The organism is Snodgrassella sp. M0110, from assembly GCF_016101465.1.
Lineage (GTDB): Bacteria > Pseudomonadota > Gammaproteobacteria > Burkholderiales > Neisseriaceae > Snodgrassella > Snodgrassella alvi.
This window is the reverse complement of record NZ_JACFQM010000002.1, coordinates 106,135-127,309: the sequence shown is the minus strand read 5'-3', so window position 1 is coordinate 127,309 and position 21,175 is coordinate 106,135. Positions and strand designations below refer to the sequence as shown.

19 protein-coding genes are annotated in these 21,175 nt (G+C 35.5%); 3 read left to right on the top strand and 16 right to left on the bottom strand.

Annotation, left to right across the window (positions count from 1 at the left end):
* The first annotated feature begins 198 nt into the window (after nt 1-198).
* Nucleotides 199-1,086 carry a LysR family transcriptional regulator gene (locus H3T84_RS03310; protein WP_198217925.1) on the top strand — a complete coding sequence of 296 codons (888 nt, stop codon included), beginning with the start codon at nt 199-201 and terminating at the stop codon, nt 1,084-1,086.
* Nucleotides 1,087-1,252: 166 nt separating this feature from the next.
* Nucleotides 1,253-1,945, top strand: coding sequence for a JAB domain-containing protein (locus tag H3T84_RS03305; protein ID WP_198217923.1), 693 nt, complete (start codon nt 1,253-1,255; stop codon nt 1,943-1,945).
* A 37-nt stretch (nt 1,946-1,982) separates the two neighbouring features.
* Here H3T84_RS03305 and H3T84_RS03300 read toward each other — a convergent pair whose 3' ends face one another.
* From H3T84_RS03300 to H3T84_RS03225, 16 genes are all read right to left on the bottom strand, one after another.
* Nucleotides 1,983-2,837 carry a hypothetical protein gene (locus H3T84_RS03300; protein WP_198217922.1) on the bottom strand — a complete coding sequence of 285 codons (855 nt, stop codon included), beginning with the start codon at nt 2,835-2,837 and terminating at the stop codon, nt 1,983-1,985.
* 51 nt (nt 2,838-2,888) lie between these two features.
* Nucleotides 2,889-4,631 (bottom strand): zinc ribbon domain-containing protein, encoded by a 1,743-nt coding sequence (locus H3T84_RS03295; RefSeq protein WP_198217920.1) that lies wholly within the window; start codon nt 4,629-4,631, stop codon nt 2,889-2,891.
* Entirely contained in the window at nt 4,624-5,817 is a 1,194-nt protein-coding gene (locus H3T84_RS03290; protein ID WP_198217918.1) for an N-6 DNA methylase, read from the bottom strand. Before H3T84_RS03290 ends, H3T84_RS03295 begins: the two co-directional genes overlap by 8 nt.
* A gap of 498 nt (nt 5,818-6,315) precedes the next feature.
* Nucleotides 6,316-7,881, bottom strand: a complete 1,566-nt coding sequence (gene guaA, locus H3T84_RS03285) for a glutamine-hydrolyzing GMP synthase (RefSeq protein ID WP_084551170.1) — start codon at nt 7,879-7,881, stop codon at nt 6,316-6,318.
* 183 nt (nt 7,882-8,064) lie between these two features.
* Nucleotides 8,065-8,625, bottom strand: coding sequence for a hypothetical protein (locus tag H3T84_RS03280; RefSeq protein ID WP_198217909.1), 561 nt, complete (start codon nt 8,623-8,625; stop codon nt 8,065-8,067).
* A gap of 627 nt (nt 8,626-9,252) precedes the next feature.
* Nucleotides 9,253-9,759, bottom strand: coding sequence for a hypothetical protein (locus tag H3T84_RS03275; protein WP_174833447.1), 507 nt, complete (start codon nt 9,757-9,759; stop codon nt 9,253-9,255).
* A 310-nt stretch (nt 9,760-10,069) separates the two neighbouring features.
* A complete protein-coding gene (locus tag H3T84_RS03270) occupies nt 10,070-10,603 on the bottom strand; it encodes a hypothetical protein (RefSeq protein ID WP_198217906.1) in 534 nt (177 codons plus the stop codon).
* Nucleotides 10,604-10,707: 104 nt separating this feature from the next.
* Nucleotides 10,708-10,965, bottom strand: coding sequence for a hypothetical protein (locus tag H3T84_RS03265; RefSeq protein WP_174833445.1), 258 nt, complete (start codon nt 10,963-10,965; stop codon nt 10,708-10,710).
* Nucleotides 10,966-11,214: 249 nt separating this feature from the next.
* The gene (locus H3T84_RS03260) at nt 11,215-11,787 is read right to left on the bottom strand and encodes a hypothetical protein (protein WP_198217904.1); all 573 of its coding nucleotides are present in this window, start codon (nt 11,785-11,787) and stop codon (nt 11,215-11,217) included.
* A gap of 599 nt (nt 11,788-12,386) precedes the next feature.
* Nucleotides 12,387-12,953 carry a hypothetical protein gene (locus tag H3T84_RS03255; RefSeq protein WP_198217902.1) on the bottom strand — a complete coding sequence of 189 codons (567 nt, stop codon included), beginning with the start codon at nt 12,951-12,953 and terminating at the stop codon, nt 12,387-12,389.
* Between the two features lie 382 nt (nt 12,954-13,335).
* A complete protein-coding gene (gene smpB, locus H3T84_RS03250) occupies nt 13,336-13,782 on the bottom strand; it encodes an SsrA-binding protein SmpB (RefSeq protein WP_078474876.1) in 447 nt (148 codons plus the stop codon).
* 138 nt (nt 13,783-13,920) lie between these two features.
* Complete coding sequence (locus H3T84_RS03245; RefSeq protein WP_198217900.1) at nt 13,921-15,261, bottom strand: MFS transporter; 1,341 nt, start codon at nt 15,259-15,261, stop codon at nt 13,921-13,923.
* 94 nt (nt 15,262-15,355) lie between these two features.
* Nucleotides 15,356-16,372 (bottom strand): ketol-acid reductoisomerase, encoded by a 1,017-nt coding sequence (ilvC, locus tag H3T84_RS03240; RefSeq protein ID WP_084565153.1) that lies wholly within the window; start codon nt 16,370-16,372, stop codon nt 15,356-15,358.
* 87 nt (nt 16,373-16,459) lie between these two features.
* The gene (gene ilvN / locus H3T84_RS03235; protein WP_025331818.1) at nt 16,460-16,951 is read right to left on the bottom strand and encodes an acetolactate synthase small subunit; all 492 of its coding nucleotides are present in this window, start codon (nt 16,949-16,951) and stop codon (nt 16,460-16,462) included.
* 12 nt (nt 16,952-16,963) lie between these two features.
* Entirely contained in the window at nt 16,964-18,688 is a 1,725-nt protein-coding gene (gene ilvB / locus H3T84_RS03230; protein WP_084551183.1) for a biosynthetic-type acetolactate synthase large subunit, read from the bottom strand.
* A gap of 389 nt (nt 18,689-19,077) precedes the next feature.
* Complete coding sequence (locus tag H3T84_RS03225) at nt 19,078-19,935, bottom strand: chorismate mutase (protein ID WP_037476272.1); 858 nt, start codon at nt 19,933-19,935, stop codon at nt 19,078-19,080.
* Nucleotides 19,936-20,175: 240 nt separating this feature from the next.
* Here H3T84_RS03225 and H3T84_RS03220 point away from each other — a divergent pair, with 240 nt between their 5' ends.
* Nucleotides 20,176-21,174 (top strand): HlyD family secretion protein, encoded by a 999-nt coding sequence (locus tag H3T84_RS03220; protein WP_198217898.1) that lies wholly within the window; start codon nt 20,176-20,178, stop codon nt 21,172-21,174.
* Nucleotide 21,175 lies beyond the last annotated feature (1 nt).

Below are 21,175 nucleotides of genomic sequence, written 5' to 3'. Positions count from 1 at the left end.
TCGGCCTGATATACAAACCTAAAAAGGTCGGCAATTGTTCACAGCCGGCTGAAAACAGATGGTATTGAGTTGTTTTAAATCTGCTTTTAAACACAGTTATTAGCTTGGTGAAAGCAGCGTTAATTCAGTATACTTTGCGAAAATTGACAGATATATAGCTAAATCTGGTAACTGGTTTTCCAGAATCGGAAATCAAATATGAACAAAAAACTATGCTGGGATGATACTAAAGTATTTCTGGCAATCGTACGTGAAGGCACATTGAGTGGTGCTGCAAAGACATTAAAACTTGGCATTGCTACAACTTACCGCCGTCTGGAACGTATGGAAGAAGTGGTGGGATATAGGTTATTTATCCGCGATCAGCAAGGTTATAAGCTAACAGATGAAGGCAGAATACTCGTTTCGCAGGCAGAAATACTGGAACAGGCCGGACACGCGTTTGATGCCATGGCTACCGGAGTCAATGCCGGAGTTAGCGGGCACGTGCGTTTGGCTACGGCTCAGGGGCTGGCTGATCATCTTATTATTTCGGCTTTACCCAAGCTCTATTCAGCACATCCTGATTTAACTCTGGAACTGGTTACTGGAGTATCAACTATCAATCTTCAAAGAAGAGACGCTGATATGGCCTTGCGTCTGGTTCGCCCGGAGCAGGGTAAAGTAACTATCCGCCGTTTAGGCGAGCTTGGTTTTGGTTTGTATGCTTCTGAAAGCTATTTGCAGCGCAAACCGCTAAACAAAGAAGAAACAATGTTAAAAAACGCTGATTTCATTGGCTGGCCGGAAACACATCAGAACTTGCCGGCTGCAAAGTGGATAGAAAAAAACAGCCGTGGCAAATGTTGTCTGAGAGCCGGCAGCATGTCTGCACATATCAGTGCAGTTGAAGCAGGTATCGGAATGGGTATCTTACCGAATTTTATTGCTTTAACCAAAAATCTGATTTGTGTTCGCAACAATGTTGACTGTAATCAACCCATTTGGCTAGTCATCCACTCCGACCTTACTAACTCCGGAAGGATAAGAGTAGTAGCTGATTTTCTGAGTAATTTAGTGCAAGAAAATCAAACTCGGCTTGCTTGAGCAGCTTATCCAGACGATAGATTTATTTCTTCACAACTCATTAAATTAATCAATTAATATTCAAAAATACAAACAATATATCATTGGTTTAGCTAATGCTGTTTACTTATAATAATTAGTAAACTATGTTATATTTTAGGTTAATGCTCTTAACTATAATCGATGTATGGATATTAGACTTGGCAAAAACGATAAGCGTTATATAGAAGGTTCAGATGATGTGTTCAGCATCATGCAACGCGTACTTCTTCGTGAAAATAAGATAGACAAAGAAAAAGAGCATTTCTGGATTATCGGCATGAACGAAGCAGGATATATCCTCTATATCGAATTAATTGCTTTAGGTTCAGTAAAGGCCGTCAATATAGAGCCTATGAATGTATATCGTGTTGCCGTGATGAAAAATGCGACACGTGTTATTGCTATTCATAACCATCCGACTGGACGCTTAGCTCCTTCCAAAGCAGACTTAGATATCACTGATCGTCTTATCCAGGTAGGCCGTATACTTAATATTGCACTCGTTGATCATCTTATCATCAGCACAGAAGCCTATGAAAGTTTCAGAAGCATGGGTATTATGGATGATTTAGAGAAAAGTCTTACCTATGTCCCGACTTATCAGGTGGTTGAACAGATTAGGAAGGAGGAGAAGAAGATTGCCAGAGATAAAGTAAAATTGGCAAATGATAAAACTAAGGCTGCTAAAGAAGAAACAAAAGTAGAACGAGAAAGAAGAGAAAAATTAGAGTTTGCTATGGTTTCAACATTGATTGATAAAAATGTTTCTATTGAAGATATAGCAAAGATTATGGAAATTACGCCACAAGCCGTTGAGAAAATTCTCAATGAAAAATAAGTAATATATTTTTTAATAACATTGAAGACATATTTTTTCAATTTCTTGGCTTTTCACGTAATTTATCATATGCCTCTTTTATTGACATTGAGGGGTATGTATCTTCTAAGGTAGAAAAAATATCATAGTATTTTTTAAAGCGTTTTTTGTCTTTATTAAAATTCCAAGTCAAATCATCTTTATAAAATTTCTCACCTTTTTTTTCACTATTTTTATTTTTTGATATTCTTTCAAGAATAGATTCATAAACATAATTGTTTACAGCTTTTACGAAATTAGTCACAATATTAGCTAACTCATCAACATGCTCTTTTTTTAAAGATATAGGCTTTTCTAAATAGCATGAATGTTTATCAATTCCAAGTTTTACTGCGTTTTTAGAGCCAAGTTTTCCGAACCTATGGACACAACAATGCCTAAGTTCGCAGATTTTAAAAAATTCTTTTGAAACTGACATTAAATAGCTAGGTATATTTTTTTTTATACCAATAATATCTTTTAAAGTGTTGAAGATATTATATGGATTTGCAAAAGAATAATTTTCTAACAATGCTTCTGGTAATAGTTCTTTTGAATGATAATGGGCAGCAGCATACGAAACATTTTTTTCTGCGATAATAGTTTGACTATACTCATCTACTAAAATAAGTCTTCTTATAAGAGTTCTAAGATAACTTTCAGTAGCTGAAATATACCCAAGTAAAATTAAATTACCTAGGGCAGGCGTATATTCCTTGGAAACAATTTTATTTAACTCCTTAGTAGTAAGAATAAATAAATCAATAGGAGATAGGTGGGAGTCATCATCAGAAGTTTTAAATATAATTTCTGTATTAAATTCTGAAGTTACTGCTGGAATTTTACAAAGTTCGTAATATTCTGTTTGATCCATTACAATAATTCCATATAATAATATTTACTATATTTTGTTAAAATATATTAATTATGACAAATATTCATCAACATGAAGACTAACTTTTTTTATAATTTTTTCAGCTGTTATACGACCAATTTGCTTAATTTTTCTTAATTCTGAACCAGGATCAGGCAGAGTAATAAACTCTCCAACATTCTTTATCTTTAATTCTTGCATCTTGGTTTTTTGCCAGTTAGTTAAACTAGGAATATCATGAAGAGGAATTTCCATACATTTATTAAATACTGATCCATCTATTAATTGACTGCCACAATTTCCGCAAAATTTTTGAATATCATTATTTCTTGGGGTTCCACATTTTGTACATGCAGGTAAATTCAGATGAAGATTTGTATAAACCTCTTTTCCAAGAAGATTTTTTAGATTTGCTCTAACTGGGTGTTTAGTGTTATTTCTATTTATATATTGTAATATTTGATCTGGTCTGAAACCTCTACTATTTTCACTAAATGCTTTTACATTTAATAGAAATGCATAGTGGGGGATATACCTCTTATAAGTTCGATTTGATCCGTCTTTATTTTTTCCATGAGAAATTGAACCAATTGGGAAAAGTAAGCCAACTTCAATTAAAAGTTCTATCATTCTATCTGCTAAAAGATTACTATATTCTTCAATTCCAAAAATTACTTGCTTAGTATTTGCCTTATTATCTTTTGTATTTGCCTCTTTAGTTTTCTTAATTATTTTTTCAAATAGCACTTTCCCATTGTAGATAATATTTTCTAATCGAGGCATTTTATTTCTAAGTGAAAGATATTCACTTACTCTAACATTACAGAATTGATTTATAATTTGATTAAATCGCTGTTGGTTTGTATTATTGTTTGAAGAACTAAATTCTCTTAACATTATTAAGAATGAACGAGGAATACCAAAAGAGGCATATTTTAGAAGTTCTACGATATTTCTATCAATTTGATTTAGCTTTTCAAATCTCAGTTTAGCAATATCATCGAAAATGGTTGAATATTGAGGATTTTGGATATCTAACCATGCACTAATAACTTTTGCTTCATGCGCTACATGAAATTTAGGACCATATTCAGTAGTTCCTGGATAAACAGAAGCTTTTAAAGATATTTTTGGGGTTTTTAATGTTCTTACTATATCGAAGAATTCATATAAATATTCAGGAGTTAATGACATTGCAGCATCATCAAGAAGAATAATTGTTCTTTTTCTACCCACTTTTTTAGTTATTTGTTCAATATAATTAGTAATAGAGGAAACACTGATTTTTGTTGTGATTTTTTCTTGTTCATTCGTAGGTGATAATCCTTGCTCCAATCTAATAACAATATCTTCAAGTTCTTTTTTAGAAAAGGAGAAATATAAGTAATCATTAGGAAGAGCTTCTTCTTTTTCTTCTTCTTTTGCTTTTAAAAGTTTTATTAACTCGTATGTTGAAATGAGAATTTTAGTTAAACACCATGTATTAAATAACGCAATTGCATTAGGTTTTATTTTTAACAATGGCTCTAAAAAAAAGTATTTATTAAAAGTTACATACAAGCATAGCGGATATTTTTCATTGTCTTTACATAATAACCAAGTATATTTCATCAAATGTGTTTTACCACTTCCCCTAGGTCCTTGAAGTAAAACCGTTCCTTTATCTAATAATGCACTATGTATTGATTGAAAATACTCATTATCATGAACTGTTTTTTTTTCGAGTTCACTATCTTCTATATAGTCAGCTCGTTCAATAATTTCGTTACTTTCGTCAATGGTATCATCAGTCATTGTTAATCTCCAACTTAATATTTTTTATCATTTCTATAGAAATCTGTTTTGCAGTAACACCATAACTTAGAGCTATTAAATGCTCTTGACCAATTTTAGATGTGAAGTAGTTAAATATTATCTCTCTATATTTTTCCTTACATTTAATTACAAATAAACAATCGCTTACTACAGCATAGCCTTTTTCAATAATAATTATTTTTTTGTAAAAATTTCTTCCCACTCTAGACATTAATATATCCCCAGGTTCTGCAATTATATAATTTTTATTGGGCAAATTAAATAAACTTTCATCACCTGATAAAATATAATTTTTACAAAATGATTTTATATCGGTTGTGTGAATTTTGGGTATTGTAAGTTCTTTTATTTGCTTAGAGTTTAATCTTCCTCTTTTTATTTTTATTATTGAATCTAATTTCAAATCGTAACGATATTTTTTTATTTTAAGGTTATGATAAGAGTAATCTAATCTTTCAATTCCATTTTGCTCTTTAATACAGATTGGTTGAGATAGATTGCCTATATCATCTAATTTACTTAATTCAATTATAGATGATGAATCATCAGTTTTTTCTTTATTAAAAATCAATATATGAGTTTTAGCCTCTGTTTTACGAAAAATTTTACTAGGTAGCTCAATAATTTTCTTTATGCTATGTTCTGAAATTAAATATTCTCTCATGGCTCTAAAGCGTTTAGCAGAAAATATATTATCAGGAAGTATTACACCAGCCTCTCCACCAGATTTTAACATTCTTATAATTTGAGCTATAAATAATATCTCTGAGTTATAACAAGATTTTATTGAGAAATATTTATCAATACCGATACTAGCAACAATATCCTCATAGTCTTTTTTCCAATTAGGTCTAATAAATGGTGGATTACAAACAGCAATATCGATCGCTCCTTCCGAAACTCCCAAAGTATCAGGTAAGTCATAGAAAAGCGCATCTGAAGTAATATGTTTATTGTTATGAATTAAAAAATTATTTGACGGTATTTCATCTATATCTAAAGTTATTACTTCTGCATTGCTCCACCTGCAACTGGCTGCTTGTGATAAACATTTTACACCACATCCTAAATCAAGAATATTTTCGGCATTTTGTGTGTTCATTTGAGAAACTAAAAAATGACCAATCTTATTTGATGTGTAATAACGACCTAATTCTGTTTCCATAATTACTTATATTTCAAAAATACTATGCTCAAAAATTATTTATATTTGAAATTTAAAAATTTACTATTGTTAATAGCAAAATTATGACATAAATCGTGTGTGTAAACACATAATTTTGCACAGTATAAGTGTATCGCTTGTAACTTTATTAAGCTATAAATTTTTATACATATATTTTTCCTATATCAATGCATTAAATTTATCAATATTATACATAATTTCCGTAAGAATATGCTTTTGAATAGATTTATCCTTGAAACCAAGCATTAAGGTATAGCATATGTTAGTTCTAAAACATTATAGTTTTTTCTAATACCGTTAAAATATTACGGTATTTATACAATGCCATACGATATCAAAAAATAATACCCCCACAAATTACGGTATCAAAGTATGGATAATAGTATATTTTATTAAATTAAAATGAACAAAAAACCCAGTTAATTTATTAATATAACTGGGGTTGATAAATAATTGATAGCTACTACAAACTAAATTTTATTCCCACTCAATAGTGGCTGGCGGTTTACCGCTGACATCGTAAACGACACGGTTAATGCCGCGTACTTCGTTGATGATGCGATTGGAAACGCGGCCGAGTAGGTCGTAGGGCAGGTGGGCCCAGTGTGCTGTCATGAAATCGCTGGTAATTACTGCTCGCAGGGCTACTACGTATTCATAGGTGCGACCGTCTCCCATTACACCTACGGATTTTACTGGCAGGAATACAGCAAAAGCCTGACTGGTTTTATCATACCAGGATACACCGTCTTCATCGCAGGTATTACGCAGCTCTTCAATGAATATATGGTCGGCACGGCGCAGTAAATCGGCGTATTCGCGTTTTACTTCACCCAGAATTCGCACACCCAGACCCGGACCGGGGAAGGGGTGACGGTAAACCATATCACGTGGTAATCCCAGCGCAACACCCAGTTCGCGTACTTCATCTTTGAACAAATCGCGCAATGGTTCCAGCAATTGCAGATTAAGTGTTTCAGGCAGACCGCCTACATTATGGTGGCTTTTAATAGCATGTGCTTTTTTGGTTTTAGCACCAGCGCTTTCGATTACATCGGGGTAGATGGTGCCTTGTGCCAGCCATTTTGCATTTTGTCGTTTGCCAGCTTCTTGCTGAAAGACTTCGACAAATTCGGCTCCGATAATTTTACGTTTACGTTCAGGATCGGTTTCACCGGCAAGTTTTGCGAGAAAATCGGCAGAGGCATCAACGTGAATCACATTGACGCCAAGGTTTTTGCCGAACATATCCATGACCATTTGCGCTTCCTGATAGCGTAACAGACCATGATCTACAAATACGCAGGTGAGCTGGTCGCCAATGGCGCGATGAATCAGTGCAGCAGCTACTGATGAGTCTACTCCGCCGGAAAGGCCAAGAATAACTTCATCGGAACCAACCTGTTCGCGAATTTTGATAATGGCTTCTTCGATATAGTTAGGCATAGTCCAGCTGGGTTTGGCCTGACAGATATCAAGTACAAAGCGGTTGATTAGTTCACGCCCCTGTTTGGTATGGGTAACTTCAGGATGAAACTGAACTCCGTAAAAGTGCTTGTGCGGGTTTTCAATGATGGCATACGGACAGCTTGGTGTATGTCCGATACTTTTAAATCCTTCTGGCAGTTTGCTTACTTTATCGCCATGGCTCATCCACACATCCAGTGTGTTAGGCTGGTTATCAAAAATGCCATTGGTAAACTGGCTGTCTTCTGTATGTACCTGAGCATAGCCGAATTCGCGCTGATCGCCACCGCTGACTTCGCCGCCCATGGTATGTGCCAGCCATTGCATGCCATAACAAATGCCAAGAATGGGTATACCGAGATTGAGTATTTCCGGGTTAGCCTGATAGTCTGATTCATAAACTGAATTGGGACCACCGGACAGGATAATGCCTTTAGGGGCGAATGCCTTGATATCTTCAATAGGCATGTCAAATGAATGTAATTCACAATAAACATGAGCTTCACGTACGCGCCGGGCGATAAGCTGGGTTACTTGTGAACCAAAATCGAGAATTAATATTTTATCCTGATTCATGCTAGGCTCTTGACAGGTTTTATGTATGAAGCCAGTTATTTTAACACTTTTCCGGTTTTATTTCTGCAAGTGCTTTGTTCTGGAAAAAACAGTTTTTGAAAAACAGACATCAGGTTTGGATAAAGATATTTAATAAATTGATATGTGATTGTATTTTAGGTTATCTGCTCAGAATATCAGTGGTTATATCGCTGTACCCCCACATTTTAATAATTCTCTTTTTTCTTTTGCAAAAAATTTCAGAACATTGATAAAGTTGTTTTGATAGTCGTAATCAGCGATATTTTCTATATTTTCATCACTAAATTGTAGATAAAAGTGTATATCTTCTTTTATATTTGAGTTTTCATTAAATGTCATAACGAATTCAAAAGCTTTGATATTATCAGGATAGCTTTCGCTAAGAAGTAATGCGTTAGCTTTGATTATATGTTGAACAAATGTAATAGATTCCAGATAGGATATATCTATTTTTTCATTTTCAACATAGATTGCTTCTGGTGTGAAAAGAACCTTTTTAATTAATTCGTCAGTTTTTTTGAATTTAATAATTGCAGGTATTACTAAGAATAGAAGTATTGTTGACAAAAAGTATTGCCCATAGACGAAAGGAATCAAATAAGCACAAAAATAAATAAAATATATGAAATAATTAATGTGCATAAAAAATTTATTAGATGTAACTTTTTTAGATTCACATTGCCATTTTTGTAAGAATTCTAAATTTTGTGATTGATCATTCATAAATTCTTTGTATGTAGTTCTATAAAATTAGCTGTGGTTTAAAACTGCTGTCTAAAAAATTAGATATTTATTAATGATTAAGACTTACAGGCATTTTCATACATTTGTTTCTTTTACTTCTTTCCGTTGTTCAGAATATTGTAACTGCAAATATTAGCTTTAAGAAAAGCAGCTTATGATCAATATTTACACGATTAATACCAGTTTCGTGTATAAGTATCTTCATTTTTGTAGCCTTCTCAATATCATTAATAACAATACTATTTGTATTCAGAAGATAATATTAATTTAACACAAATTAACTATTTTTGTCTGGTAAATTTGTATAATCAGTGTAGTTTTAGAAAAAGTATATATATAAAAAGCTGATTTAAATGAGAATAGGGTTACTTTAATTAAAGTAAGATTTATTATTTTACTGATAATGTGAAAAGCTATATCAACGTTACATATTCCGGAATTCTTCGTTATTTAATATGCACAGAATCGGTTTTTATGTGGTTTGATGTAATGGGTAAATTAGTATTATGAGTATTATGGCTTGGTTTTTAAGTTAAAAATATGTTGGGGGATATTATTTTCCTTATTCAGATTCTACTAGCATGAATAACCTATTATTTAGAAATATTAGTTTGTTTTACCGGAATCTTTTAGTTGCTCTCTTCTTTCTTTTGCTAAAGTTTCGAGAATAGTGATAAAACGGTCTTCAAAGTTATAATGCTTATACCTCCTTAGTAATGACTTTCCAAATGCCATGTAAAAGTATATATCTTCTTTAATTATTGGGTTTTCTGTAAATTTTATGCAGAATTTGAATATAGATCCTTTATGAGAAGGGTATTTATAATTAATAAGTGTAATTGATTCAAGATAAGATATATCTATTTTTTGTTCTTCTATATATATTGCTTTTAATGTGAAATAAACCTGTTTAATGTTTTTTCTTTGAGTTTTATAGAGTTTCCAGAAAATAAAAGTCACTACTGCTGCAGATAAAGCTATTAATATGATAGTAAAATTTTGATTTTTAAATGATATATTTGATAGGTATACAAAACAAACATATGCACTTAAAGCTGCAAAAAACAAATAAATATATGCATAGTCATTTGAACAACAATGCCATTCTTGCATGATTTTTAAATATCTGGATCGGTTATTCATAAAATTTAAGTACTCAGTTTTCTTAAATTAGGTGTGGAATGTTAGTAATGCTTTGCTTATATTGATAGATTAATGCAATTTAAACACAACTTAACTTTTTTGTATTTGGTCAGATTATAAAGTTCATTATTATTTTAAGTGCGCAGGAGTAGTTTTTATGTGGTTTGATGCAATGGGTAAATTAGTAATATGGTTTGATTTTTAAGTTGAAAATATATTGATGGATATTATTTTCCTTATTCAGATTCTACCAGCATGAATAACTTATTATTCTAAAATATTAGTTTGTTTTACCGGAATCTTTTAGTTGCTCTCTTCTTCCTTTTGCTAAATCTTCCAGAATAGTGATGAAATAGTCTTCATAGTTATAACGCCAATACTTCCATCGAAATGGCTTACCGAATTCCATGTAAAAATATATATCTTCTTTAATTACTCGGTTTTCAGTAAATTTTATGCAGAACTTAAATGTAGATCCTCTATTACAAGTAGGGTATATAAGTTTAATAAATGTAACTGATTTAAGATAAGAGATATCTATTTTTTTGTTTTCTATATAAATTGCTTTTGGTGTGAAATAAACCTGTTTGATTTTTTTTCTTTTAGCTTTAAAGAGTTTCCAGAAAATAAAAGTACTTATTGCTGCAAGTAAAGCTATTAATGTATTTAAAATTTGATCTTCAAATAGTATATTAAATTGTTGACCTTTAAATATTATATTTAATAGGTACATAAGGCAAATATAAGCACCCGTAGCTCCAAAATACAAATGAATAAATGCATGATATCTTGAACAACAATGCCATTCTTTCATGAATTTTAAATATCTGGATCGGTTATTCATAAAATTTAAGTATTCAGTTTTATTAAATTTAGTATGAAATCTGATGGGTAGATAAACTATTTAATTATTAAAATTTAGCGGCATTTTCGCGGACTTTCTCCTTTTAGTTCTTCATTTGTCTTGATATCATAAATCCGAACTGTAGCTTTAGGAAATGCCTTACATAGCACAATTTTTGAGCGATAAATCCCTGATCCGTGAGCCAGCATTTGTACTCTAGGTGCCAGGTCGTTACCATTTTCATCCAATGCAACGAGACGGTAATCTCCGTTTAATGTCATACAGCCGTTTAGCAATAAAATTACTGATAGCAGACCGATTTTCTTCATCATTACACACCCTATATTGTTAATAATGCTTGCCTGTATTGATACATTAATAAAAGTTTAACATAAATTAACTTTTTGTATCTAGTTAAATTATAAAATTCTACGTGATTTAAAGTGCAGAAGGGCTGTTTTTATGTGGTTCGACGCAATGAATAAGAATCTATCAAAACTGAATTATAAGTGAAATTATGCTGGTGGATATGTTTTTTAGGTTCTGACTTTACCGGCACGAATAATTTATCATTCTAAATATTAAATTGAGGTATCTGAATTATTTAATGATTTTCTTCTTTCTTTTGCAAAAAAATTCAGAATGCTGATAAAATTATTTTGATAGTCGTAATCAGCAATATTATCAGCAATTCCGTCACTAAATTGTAGATAAAAGTGTATATCTTCTGTTATATCTGAGTTTTCATCAATTATCATACTGAATTCAAAAGACTCTACAAAATCAGGATAATTTTCAATTGAAGCGAATGAACTGTCTTTAATTATATGTTGAACAAATGTAATAGATTTCAGATTGGATATATCTATTTTTTCATTTTCTATATAGATTGCTTCAGGTGTGAAATGAACCTGCTTAATCAAATTTCGGGCTATTATTTTTATGTATTCATTAATTTGATATATTACGATCAATAAAAATATTGTTATAAAAAAGAATTTCCAATTATTATTAAAAGAAAAAAATAGAATTAAAACCATAATAAAACAATAAACAGAAACAAGTATAGTTCCACGAAGCGCGTCAGATGTGTATTTTTTTGAAGCACATCGCCAATTTTCCATCATTTCTAAATCTTGTGGCTGATAATCCATAAAATCTCTGTATGTAGTTCTATTAAATTAGCGATGGTTTAAAATTGCTATCTAAAAAAATTAGATATTTATTAATGATTAAGATTTACAGGCATTTTCATACATTCGTTTTTTTATTTCTCTCCTGTTCAGAGTATTGTAAATGCAAATATTAATCTTAAAAAATGTACATAATCAATATTTACACGATAAATACCAGATTCGTGTATAAGTATTTTCATATGGGACTTTCTCAATATTATTAATAACAATACTATTTTTATTCGAAAGACAATACAAATTTAACAAATATTAACCAGTTATCTGGTTAAATTATAAATTTGTATAATCGGGAAATAGTGATATAAAAAGCTGATTTGAATGGGAATAGGATTAATCTAATTAGAGCAGGATTTATTATTACTGATAATGTAAAAATCTATATTAGCGTTTATATATTCGGGAATTCTTCGTGATTTAAAATGCACAGAATTGGCTTTTATATGGCTGATGCAATGAATAAAGTAGTAATATGGTTCGATTTTTAAATAAAAATATGCTGGCAGATATTATTTTCTTTATTCATATTCTTCGCATTAATAACTTTTTATTCAGAAATATTAGATTGCTTTGCCGTAATCTTTTAGTATTTCTCTTCTTTCTTTTGCTAAAGTTTCCAGAATAGTGATAAAAAAGTCTTCAAAGTCATAATGCTCATAACTGTCATGATATGGTTTACCGAATTTCATATAAAAATATATATCTTCTTTAATTATTCGGTTTTCAGTAAATCTTATGCAGAACTTAAAATATGTTCCTGAACGACGAAAGCTTTTTATATGATCAATAAATGTAATTGATTTAAGATAAGATATGTCTATTTTTTTGTCTTCTATATAAATTGCTTTTGGTGTGAAATAAACCTGTTTAAAATTTTTTCTTTTAGTTTTAAAACGCTTCCAGCCAAAAAGTGTACATATTGCTGCAAGTAAAATTATTAATGTGCTAATAACTTGATCTTTAATTAATATGTCTAATAGTTGGCCTTTAAATAATAGTATATTTAATAGAAATATAAAACAAATATAAGCCCCCGTACCTACAAAAAACAATTCATGAAATGCATAGAGTCTTGAACAGCAACTCCATTCTTGCATGATTTTTAAATATTCGGATCGATCATTCATAAAATTTGAATATACAGTTTTTTAAATTAGATATGGAATGTTAATAATGCCTGCTCATCTTAATACAGCAATATAAATATAATTTTAACATAATTTAACTTTTTTGTCTCTAGTTAAATTCAGATGGTTTGTATGCTGAAATTGGCTGGTAAACTATACTTTATAAAGTACGGATTTAAATATGATTAATTTGATTTGACTTATATGAAATATGATTAATTTGATTTGACTTATATGAAATATGATTTTTTCTGAAGTTCTTTGGCTGTTTTATTTTAACTGAAGAGACGAGCTACTTTTATTAGCTTAGTTTTAATTTTTATTCAAACGGGAAATTAATGAATTCTATTTCCCGTTTAAATATTTTAAATTTTGCCAGGATTTAGCGTGTCTGTTTAAGCAGGCGTTGTTTTTCACGGTTCCAGTCTTTTTCTTTGCTGCTTTGGCGCTTGTCATGCTGTTTTTTACCTTTGGCCAATCCCATATCAATTTTTACATAACCATGGCTGTAATGCATGTTAACAGGCACAAGGGTATAACCACTGCGTTCTACTTTGCCTATCAGTTTGTTGATTTCTGATTGTTTCAGTAATAGTTTTCGCTGCCGTACCGGATCGGGTTTTACATGATTGGATGCAGTGGGTAGTGCAGTAATATGACTGCCAATCAGGTAAAAAGCACCTTTTTTCCATTGAATATAGCTTTCTTTGATTTGAACTCTTCCTGCACGAATAGCCTTTACTTCCCAGCCTTCAAGAACAATTCCGGCTTCTATCTGTTCTTCGATAAAGTAATCGTGAAATGCTTTTTTATTGTTGATAATGCTCATTTTAGATATCTGCTACATAATATTTTTGTGTCTATTTTAGCAGAAAGATTTATTATGAAAAGAGATTGAAGTAATAATAATGTGAATTAACTGCAAAAATTAAAAAAACCGATTGGTTAAATCGGTTTTTTATCTGCTTTAATTTTCAATTTCCTGTTTATGTGTTTCTGGTAGCAGTAGTACTGCAATCATACTCAGTATACAGGCGGCAATCAGAAACCAACCTATATATACTGTACCCTGTAAACCATATGTTTCAACCATCCATGCGGCAGCAAACGGGGTCAGTGATCCGCCCAGAATACCTCCAAAGCTAAAGGAGATAGCTGCACCGGTATATCTTACGTTGGTAGGGAATATTTCAGGTAAGAAAGCCGCTAAAGGTGTCCACAAGATACCCATTATAAACAGTGCAGAGGATAAGAAAATGGTAGTTGTAATGGCACTGGCTGAATTGATTAAGTCGCCAAAAAAGAAACCGATTATGATTGTGGCTATACCACCAATCAGAAATACCGGGCGACGGCCGATTCTGTCTGAAAGCCATGCAGATATCGGGGAGCCGATTGCCATAAATACAATGGCACCCATGAGAATAGATAAGTAATCAATTTTATTAAATAATGCTGTACTTTGCCACTCATGCTTTGTAGTAGCATATTGCAAAGAAAATACGGTTGTTAAAAAGAATAGGGTAAAACACGACGTGGCGGCCAAAGAGCCTAAAATAAGCTGATTGTAATGTTTGCGTACAGTGTCAGTCAGAGGGATTTTTACAGCACTCTGTCTGGCAACCATAGTACGAAAAGCATTACTTTCAATAATGGACATGCGAACATACATACCCAGACCAACCAGAACAATGCTCAGTAAAAATGGGATACGCCAGCCCCACGACATCATTTGTGCTTCATCAAGATTTTTGGATAAAACAATGAAAATCAGGCTGGCAGTGATGAATCCGATAGGAGGCCCGATTTGCGGAAACATGGCAAAAAGAGCACGTTTACCTCTGGGCGCATTTTCGGTAGCCAGTAAAGCGGCTCCGCCCCATTCACCACCTAAGCCAAGACCCTGACAAAAGCGCAGGACGCATAAACAAACCGGTGCAATAATACCTGCCTGCTGATATGTCGGCAGAACACCGATCAGGGTTGTACTGATACCCATTATCAGTAATGATGCTATCAGGGTAGTTTTACGGCCAACTTTATCGCCAAAATGTCCGAATAGTCCGGCACCAATAGGGCGGGCAACAAAGGCTATTCCAAAAGTAAGAAATGAGGACATGATAGCAATTGCCCGATCTTCGGTTGGAAAAAACAGGTCGCTTAATACGAGTGCAGCAGCAAGCCCGTATATGTAGAAATCGTAAAACTCTACGGCTGTACCTACGAGGCTGGCAATCGCTACTTTGGTAGGGGAGTTCTGAGTAATTTTGTTTGCAGATTCAGACTGCTGAGCGGGTGGAGTAGTCATATTCTTTCTTGAATTCGGGGTTTAAAAAAAGCTTGTATATGAAAATGCATACACAAGCTTTTTGCTTTGTTACAAACAGACTTAAGCAGCTATATTAGTTTTTATCCTGATCAACCAGTTTGTTTTTAGCAATCCATGGCATCATGCTGCGTAATTGGTTACCAATGATTTCGATCGGATGATCAGCATTCTGGCGGCGGCGGGCAGTCATAGACGGATAGTTGGTTGCACCTTCTACGATAAATGATTTGGCATAGTCACCATTCTGAATGCGTTTTAATGCCTCACGCATAGCCTGACGTGAATGTTCATTTACGACTTGCGGGCCGGTGAAGTATTCGCCGTATTCGGCATTATTAGAAATAGAGTAGTTCATATTTGCAATACCGCCTTCGTAAATTAAATCTACGATCAGTTTCATTTCATGCAAACATTCAAAATAAGCCATTTCCGGAGCATAGCCTGCTTCTACCAGTGTTTCAAAACCGGTTTTGATTAATTCAACCAGCCCGCCGCACAATACGGCTTGTTCGCCGAAGAGGTCGGTTTCAGTTTCTTCTTTGAAGGTTGTCTGAATCACGCCGCCTTTGGTACCGCCATTGGCTGCAGCATAGGATAAAGCGATGTCGCGGGCACGACCGGTTGCATCCTGATGTACTGCAATCAGGCTGGGTACACCACCACCTTTCAGGAATTCACTGCGTACTGTGTGACCGGGGCCTTTGGGTGCAATCATCACTACGTCAAGATTTTTGGCCGGAATAATCTGGTTGTAATGAATATTAAAACCATGAGCAAAAGCTACTGTGGCATTGTCTTTCAGATTAGGCGCGATTTCATTCTGATAAACTGTCGGCTGAAATTCGTCAGGTGTCAGAATCATCACTACATCGGCTGCTTTTGTGGCTTCTGCAACTTCCCGTACGTCATGACCGGCATTTACTGCTTTATGCCAGGAATTACCGCTTTTGCGCAGCCCGACGATTACGTTTACACCTGAATCTTTCAGGTTGGCAGCGTGAGCATGTCCTTGTGAGCCATAACCGATGATGGCTACGGTTTTGCCTTTGATTAATGAGAGATCTGCGTCTTTATCGTAATAAACTTGCATTGCTATTCCTTCAATTTAATGTGTTGATTTTTAAAATCAGGGTTTTAATATGTTTTTAGGTCGGATAATGCTTTAAAAATGTCCGGCTTAAATACGTAACATGCGTTCGCCGCGACCTATGCCTGCTGCACCGGTACGTACGGTTTCCAGAATAAGTGTTTTGCCCACGGTATCCAGAAAGGCATCTAGTTTGCTGCTGGTGCCGGTGATTTCTACTGTATAGGTTTTGTCGGTTACATCAATGATGTGTCCGCGGAAGATATCGGTCAGACGCAGTATTTCATCGCGATCCTTGCCGGTAGCACGCAGCTTAACCAGCATTAATTCACGTTCAACGTAGTTGCTATCGTTCAGATCGATAACTTTGATAACTTCTATCAGTTTATTAAGCTGCTTGGTTATCTGTTCCATTACTTTGTTATCGCCGCTGGTGACAATTGTCATTCGTGACAGGGTTTTGTCTTCTGTTGGAGATACGGACAGGGAATCGATATTGTAAGCACGGGCTGAAAACAGACCAACAATACGGCTCATAGCTCCGGCCTGATTTTCCATCAGAATGGATAAAATGTGTCTCATGATGTGCTCCGGCTATCCTTCTCTCATATGTGGCGGTAATACCATTTCATCCAGACCTTTACCATTGCCTACCATGGGATAGACATTTTGAGTACGGTCGGTAATGAAATCCATGAATACCAGTCTGTCTTTGAGTGCAATGGCTTCTTTCAGTGCACCTTCGATGTCGGCTGCTTTTTCTACTCTGATGCCAACATGCCCGTAGGCTTCAGCCAGTTTGACAAAGTCAGGCAATGATTCCATATAGGTTTCAGAATAGCGGTTGTCATAATAGAGTTCCTGCCACTGACGAACCATGCCAAGGAAGCCGTTATTAAGATTGATCACTTTAATCGGCAGACGATACTGATAACAGGTGGAAAGTTCCTGGATATTCATTTGTATAGAACCTTCACCGGTAATACAGAATACGTCTTCTTCCGGTTTAGCCAGTTTAGCACCCATAGCATAAGGTAATCCGACGCCCATTGTGCCCAGCCCGCCGGAGTTGAGCCACTGGCGCGGGCGTACGAATGGATAGTATTGTGCTGTAAACATCTGGTGCTGACCAACATCCGAAGTGATGAGGGCATTGTTGTCGGTCAGTTTTGCCAGTGTCTGGATTACTTGCTGAGGTTTGATAATTTCATCTGAACTTTCAAACCAGAGGCTGTTACGGCTGCGCCAGTTTTCGATGTTTTTCCACCATCTGTCCAGTGCATTACTGTTAAAGTTCAGATTCTGCTTCTGCCACAGGGCCAGTAAATCAGCCAGAACGTTTTTAACATCACCAACAATGGGTACATCTACTTTTACACGTTTGGCAATGCTGGACGGGTCGATATCAATATGGATGATTTTTTTGCCATCGTCAGTGAATTTATCGGGTACAGAAATAACACGATCATCAAAACGTGCACCGACAGTAAGTACCACGTCAGCATTTTGTAAAGCAATATTAGCTTCGTAGCTGCCATGCATACCTACCATGCCAAGAAATTGACGGTTAGTGGCAGGAAATGCGCCTAATCCCATCAGCGTAGAGACGCAGGGTGTACCGGTAGACTGAATAAAATCGGTAAGAATGTTGCTGGCATTGCCCAGGATTACGCCTCCGCCGTACAGTACAATTGGTCGTTTAGCTGCAGCCATCACTTGTGCTGCTTTTTTTATCTGACCTGTATGTCCCTGCGTAACGGGCTGGTAGGAGCGGATATTGATGTCTTCCTGCGGATAGCTGAATTTCGCCATTGCCTGGGTCACATCTTTAGGTACATCAATCACTACGACACCGGGTCGGCCGGTACGCGCAATCTGAAAGGCTTTTTTAACTGTTTCTGCCAGCTCGCTTACGTGGGTAACCAAAAAATTATGTTTTACACACGGGCGGCTAATGCCGACGGTATCGACTTCCTGAAAGGCATCAGTACCGATAGCAGGTGAGCCAACCTGACCGGATATGACCACGAGCGGGACAGAATCGGAATTGGCGGTGGCTATGCCGGTTATGGCATTGGTAGCACCCGGACCTGATGTTACCAGAGCGACTCCGATTTTTTCTCCGTTGCTGGCGCGTGAGTATGCATCAGCAGCATGAACTGCAGCCTGCTCATGACGGACAAGTATGTGGCGGAATTTTTTTAATTGAAAGATGGCGTCGTAAATTTCGAGAACTGCTCCGCCGGGATATCCGAAAACATATTCTACATTCTCGGCTTTGAGACTCTGCACGAGTATTTGTGCACCTGAAAGTTGCATATCAACCTCTTATGTTCTAGTAGTCCGACTGATACATTGCCAATGCATCTTCATCCGGTAAGATTAATAAGTGTAAACGGCGGTTTAGGGTACGCGAATATACTTATTGTGATGATCTGTTGGCTCTGCATCCGGTAGTCGGAATAGCAGGTTTGGGTTAGCTAAATGAGTGTTTACGATAAAACAGGTATAGATGTTAAGCAAGTGCTAATTTTGAAAAGAATACTAGTTACATGATTCTATTAATTTATTTTATGCTAAAAATTTATTATTTGGCACAATATTATACTTATTTTAGACAAATTTAACATTATAAATGATTAAATTTGTCTAAATTTATAAATAATATATGTTTTTGTAAATTTATTAGTTTTGGACTTATTGTCCAGTTAATGTATGACAATATGAGCTCCTGCAGCTTGTGCCAGTTGCATAAGTGTTGCACTGTCCATATAGGCATGAGCGAGGCGGGAAATATTGGCCACAATGGGCAAATGAGTAATCTGTCTGGCTTTAACAATGGCTTCTACATCAAGCCGATAAGGAGCGTTTCTCTCCAGGCTTAATGTGCCTGCTTCACCCAGCATCAGATGATGATTACCTTTTAAGGCAATATGCTCAGCTGCAATCAGCCATTCATCTACCTGATGATGTTTGTCTTTACAGAGTACAACCGGAATATTTAGACAGCCTACTTCGTTAAGGAGGGTGCGATTAGACATTAACTCTCCGCCCAGATAGATAATATCTGCTTCTGCCTGTAAAGCTGGTTCTAGCTGGCGCACATCCCTGATACGCAGCCAGACGGGTTTGTTGTCTGCATGTGCTTGCTTAATTTGTTGTTGCATGCTGATATTGGTTTGCGGCACTGTCGAATAGGGTGAAAATGCCTGATAAAAAGGATCGATAAAGACATTAGCTCTTTCCGGAAGCCGGGTGCCGCTCATGCTGTCGACTATATGAAAATGGTTGCCGCCAAAGTTCTGTCCTCGTACGGTAATGACTGTATCCTCCGGCTGACTTTCACGGCTGATGATGCGCCAGTCTTGTAGTATGCGCATGGCTTTTTCAACGCCGGCAAGTGCTTCAAGTTCGCGTGGCTCGAAGACTCTTTCATCACCAACAGCTCCGATGATGGTGCGTTCTGCGCCACGGGATAAATGTTCGTGCAATCCGCGTCCACGGATAAAACTGATGACATTGCTGATCTGTGTTTCGGTTGCCTGACGCTGCATTACGATAATCATATCCAAATTCCTTGAAAACAGTATTCTGATTGTCAGAAAAAAACAGAATGCTGACAAGTGGCAATTATTTGTTCAACATTCAGAATTTGCTTGGCGCAATTTTCGCAAATATGTAACAGTAATAGTAAACTATTGTTATTGATGAAATGAATGGATATTTTATGTGTTAAATTATGTGAGCAGGATATGGCGAGTTTCGTGATGCGGAACCAATAAAACAGTTTGTTCAGGGAAAAATAAATGAAAACAAAAAAACTGTTGTTTGTGTTGGTGGTACTGGTATTAGCCGGACTGGCGGTGTGGATTAATATGCGCAGCCATACTGATTTACCTGATGGTTTTACCGGCGGTAATGGCCGTATGGAACTCAAGCGGCTGGATGTGGCTACTTTATATGCTGGTCGTGTCATTGAGATGAAAGTGGATGAAGGTGATGTAGTTGCTAAAGATCAGGTTCTAGCTGAGCTTTCATCTGATCAGACCAGTAGCAGGCTGGATGCTGCCCGTGCAGATAAACAGCGTGCACAGGAAAATGTCTCTAAAGCAGAAGCAGAAATTGCCGCTCAGCAGCAGATACATAAGGTTGCTCAGATGGATTTGGATAATGCGCGTCAGCTTAAATCAGATGAGCTGGTATCCTCACCTGAATTACGCCGGAGACTGGCTGAACGTGATGCTGCAATAGCCAGAGTTAAATCTGCTCAGGCAGCCCGCGCTGAAGCTCTGGCAGCAGTACAACAGGCTCAGGCTCAGATTAATGCTACTTCTTCTGCTAATAACGATATGCTGATACGTGCGCCTAAAGCCGGGCGTGTAGAGTATCGTATTGCCGAGGCCGGTAATGTACTGGGTGAAGGTAATAAAGTTGTGTCATTACTTGATCCATCTGATGTAACGCTGTCGGTGTATTTACCCACAGATACTATCGGTAAATTGAAGCTTGGGGATGAAGCAAGGATTATTCTGGACGGAATGAATGCAGTCTGGCCGGCTAAGGTGGATTTTATTGATTCCAATGCTCAGTTTACGCCTAAATTTGTAGAAACTCAGAATGAACGGCAAAAGCTGATGTATAAGGTTAAGCTAAAAATTCCGCCTGAGATTGCATTAAAATACAGTGGACTGCTTAAGGGCGGGCTGACAGGTAACGGATATATCCGTTTTGATAACAATAAAACATGGCCGCAGCAATGGCAGGTAAATTTACCCAGTATAAAACAATCTGCCAAAGGTGCCTGAT

What these genes read in the sequence shown, in the direction of transcription:
- H3T84_RS03225 (WP_037476272.1), bottom strand. Translation starts at nt 19,935, where the DNA reads ATGATTATCGTAATGCAGCGTCAGGCAACCGAAACACAGATCAGCAAT.
- H3T84_RS03245 (WP_198217900.1), bottom strand. Translation starts at nt 15,261, where the DNA reads ATGACTACTCCACCCGCTCAGCAGTCTGAATCTGCAAACAAAATTACT.
- H3T84_RS03255 (WP_198217902.1), bottom strand. Translation starts at nt 12,953, where the DNA reads ATGAATGATCGATCCGAATATTTAAAAATCATGCAAGAATGGAGTTGC.
- H3T84_RS03265 (WP_174833445.1), bottom strand. Translation starts at nt 10,965, where the DNA reads ATGATGAAGAAAATCGGTCTGCTATCAGTAATTTTATTGCTAAACGGC.
- H3T84_RS03270 (WP_198217906.1), bottom strand. Translation starts at nt 10,603, where the DNA reads ATGAAAGAATGGCATTGTTGTTCAAGATATCATGCATTTATTCATTTG.
- H3T84_RS03300 (WP_198217922.1), bottom strand. Translation starts at nt 2,837, where the DNA reads ATGGATCAAACAGAATATTACGAACTTTGTAAAATTCCAGCAGTAACT.
- H3T84_RS03220 (WP_198217898.1), top strand. Translation starts at nt 20,176, where the DNA reads ATGAAAACAAAAAAACTGTTGTTTGTGTTGGTGGTACTGGTATTAGCC.
- ilvC (WP_084565153.1), bottom strand. Translation starts at nt 16,372, where the DNA reads ATGCAAGTTTATTACGATAAAGACGCAGATCTCTCATTAATCAAAGGC.
- ilvN (WP_025331818.1), bottom strand. Translation starts at nt 16,951, where the DNA reads ATGAGACACATTTTATCCATTCTGATGGAAAATCAGGCCGGAGCTATG.
- H3T84_RS03260 (WP_198217904.1), bottom strand. Translation starts at nt 11,787, where the DNA reads ATGGATTATCAGCCACAAGATTTAGAAATGATGGAAAATTGGCGATGT.
- smpB (WP_078474876.1), bottom strand. Translation starts at nt 13,782, where the DNA reads ATGAGCATTATCAACAATAAAAAAGCATTTCACGATTACTTTATCGAA.
- H3T84_RS03295 (WP_198217920.1), bottom strand. Translation starts at nt 4,631, where the DNA reads ATGACTGATGATACCATTGACGAAAGTAACGAAATTATTGAACGAGCT.
- guaA (WP_084551170.1), bottom strand. Translation starts at nt 7,881, where the DNA reads ATGAATCAGGATAAAATATTAATTCTCGATTTTGGTTCACAAGTAACC.
- H3T84_RS03310 (WP_198217925.1), top strand. Translation starts at nt 199, where the DNA reads ATGAACAAAAAACTATGCTGGGATGATACTAAAGTATTTCTGGCAATC.
- ilvB (WP_084551183.1), bottom strand. Translation starts at nt 18,688, where the DNA reads ATGCAACTTTCAGGTGCACAAATACTCGTGCAGAGTCTCAAAGCCGAG.
- H3T84_RS03290 (WP_198217918.1), bottom strand. Translation starts at nt 5,817, where the DNA reads ATGGAAACAGAATTAGGTCGTTATTACACATCAAATAAGATTGGTCAT.
- H3T84_RS03305 (WP_198217923.1), top strand. Translation starts at nt 1,253, where the DNA reads ATGGATATTAGACTTGGCAAAAACGATAAGCGTTATATAGAAGGTTCA.
- H3T84_RS03275 (WP_174833447.1), bottom strand. Translation starts at nt 9,759, where the DNA reads ATGCAAGAATGGCATTGTTGTTCAAATGACTATGCATATATTTATTTG.
- H3T84_RS03280 (WP_198217909.1), bottom strand. Translation starts at nt 8,625, where the DNA reads ATGAATGATCAATCACAAAATTTAGAATTCTTACAAAAATGGCAATGT.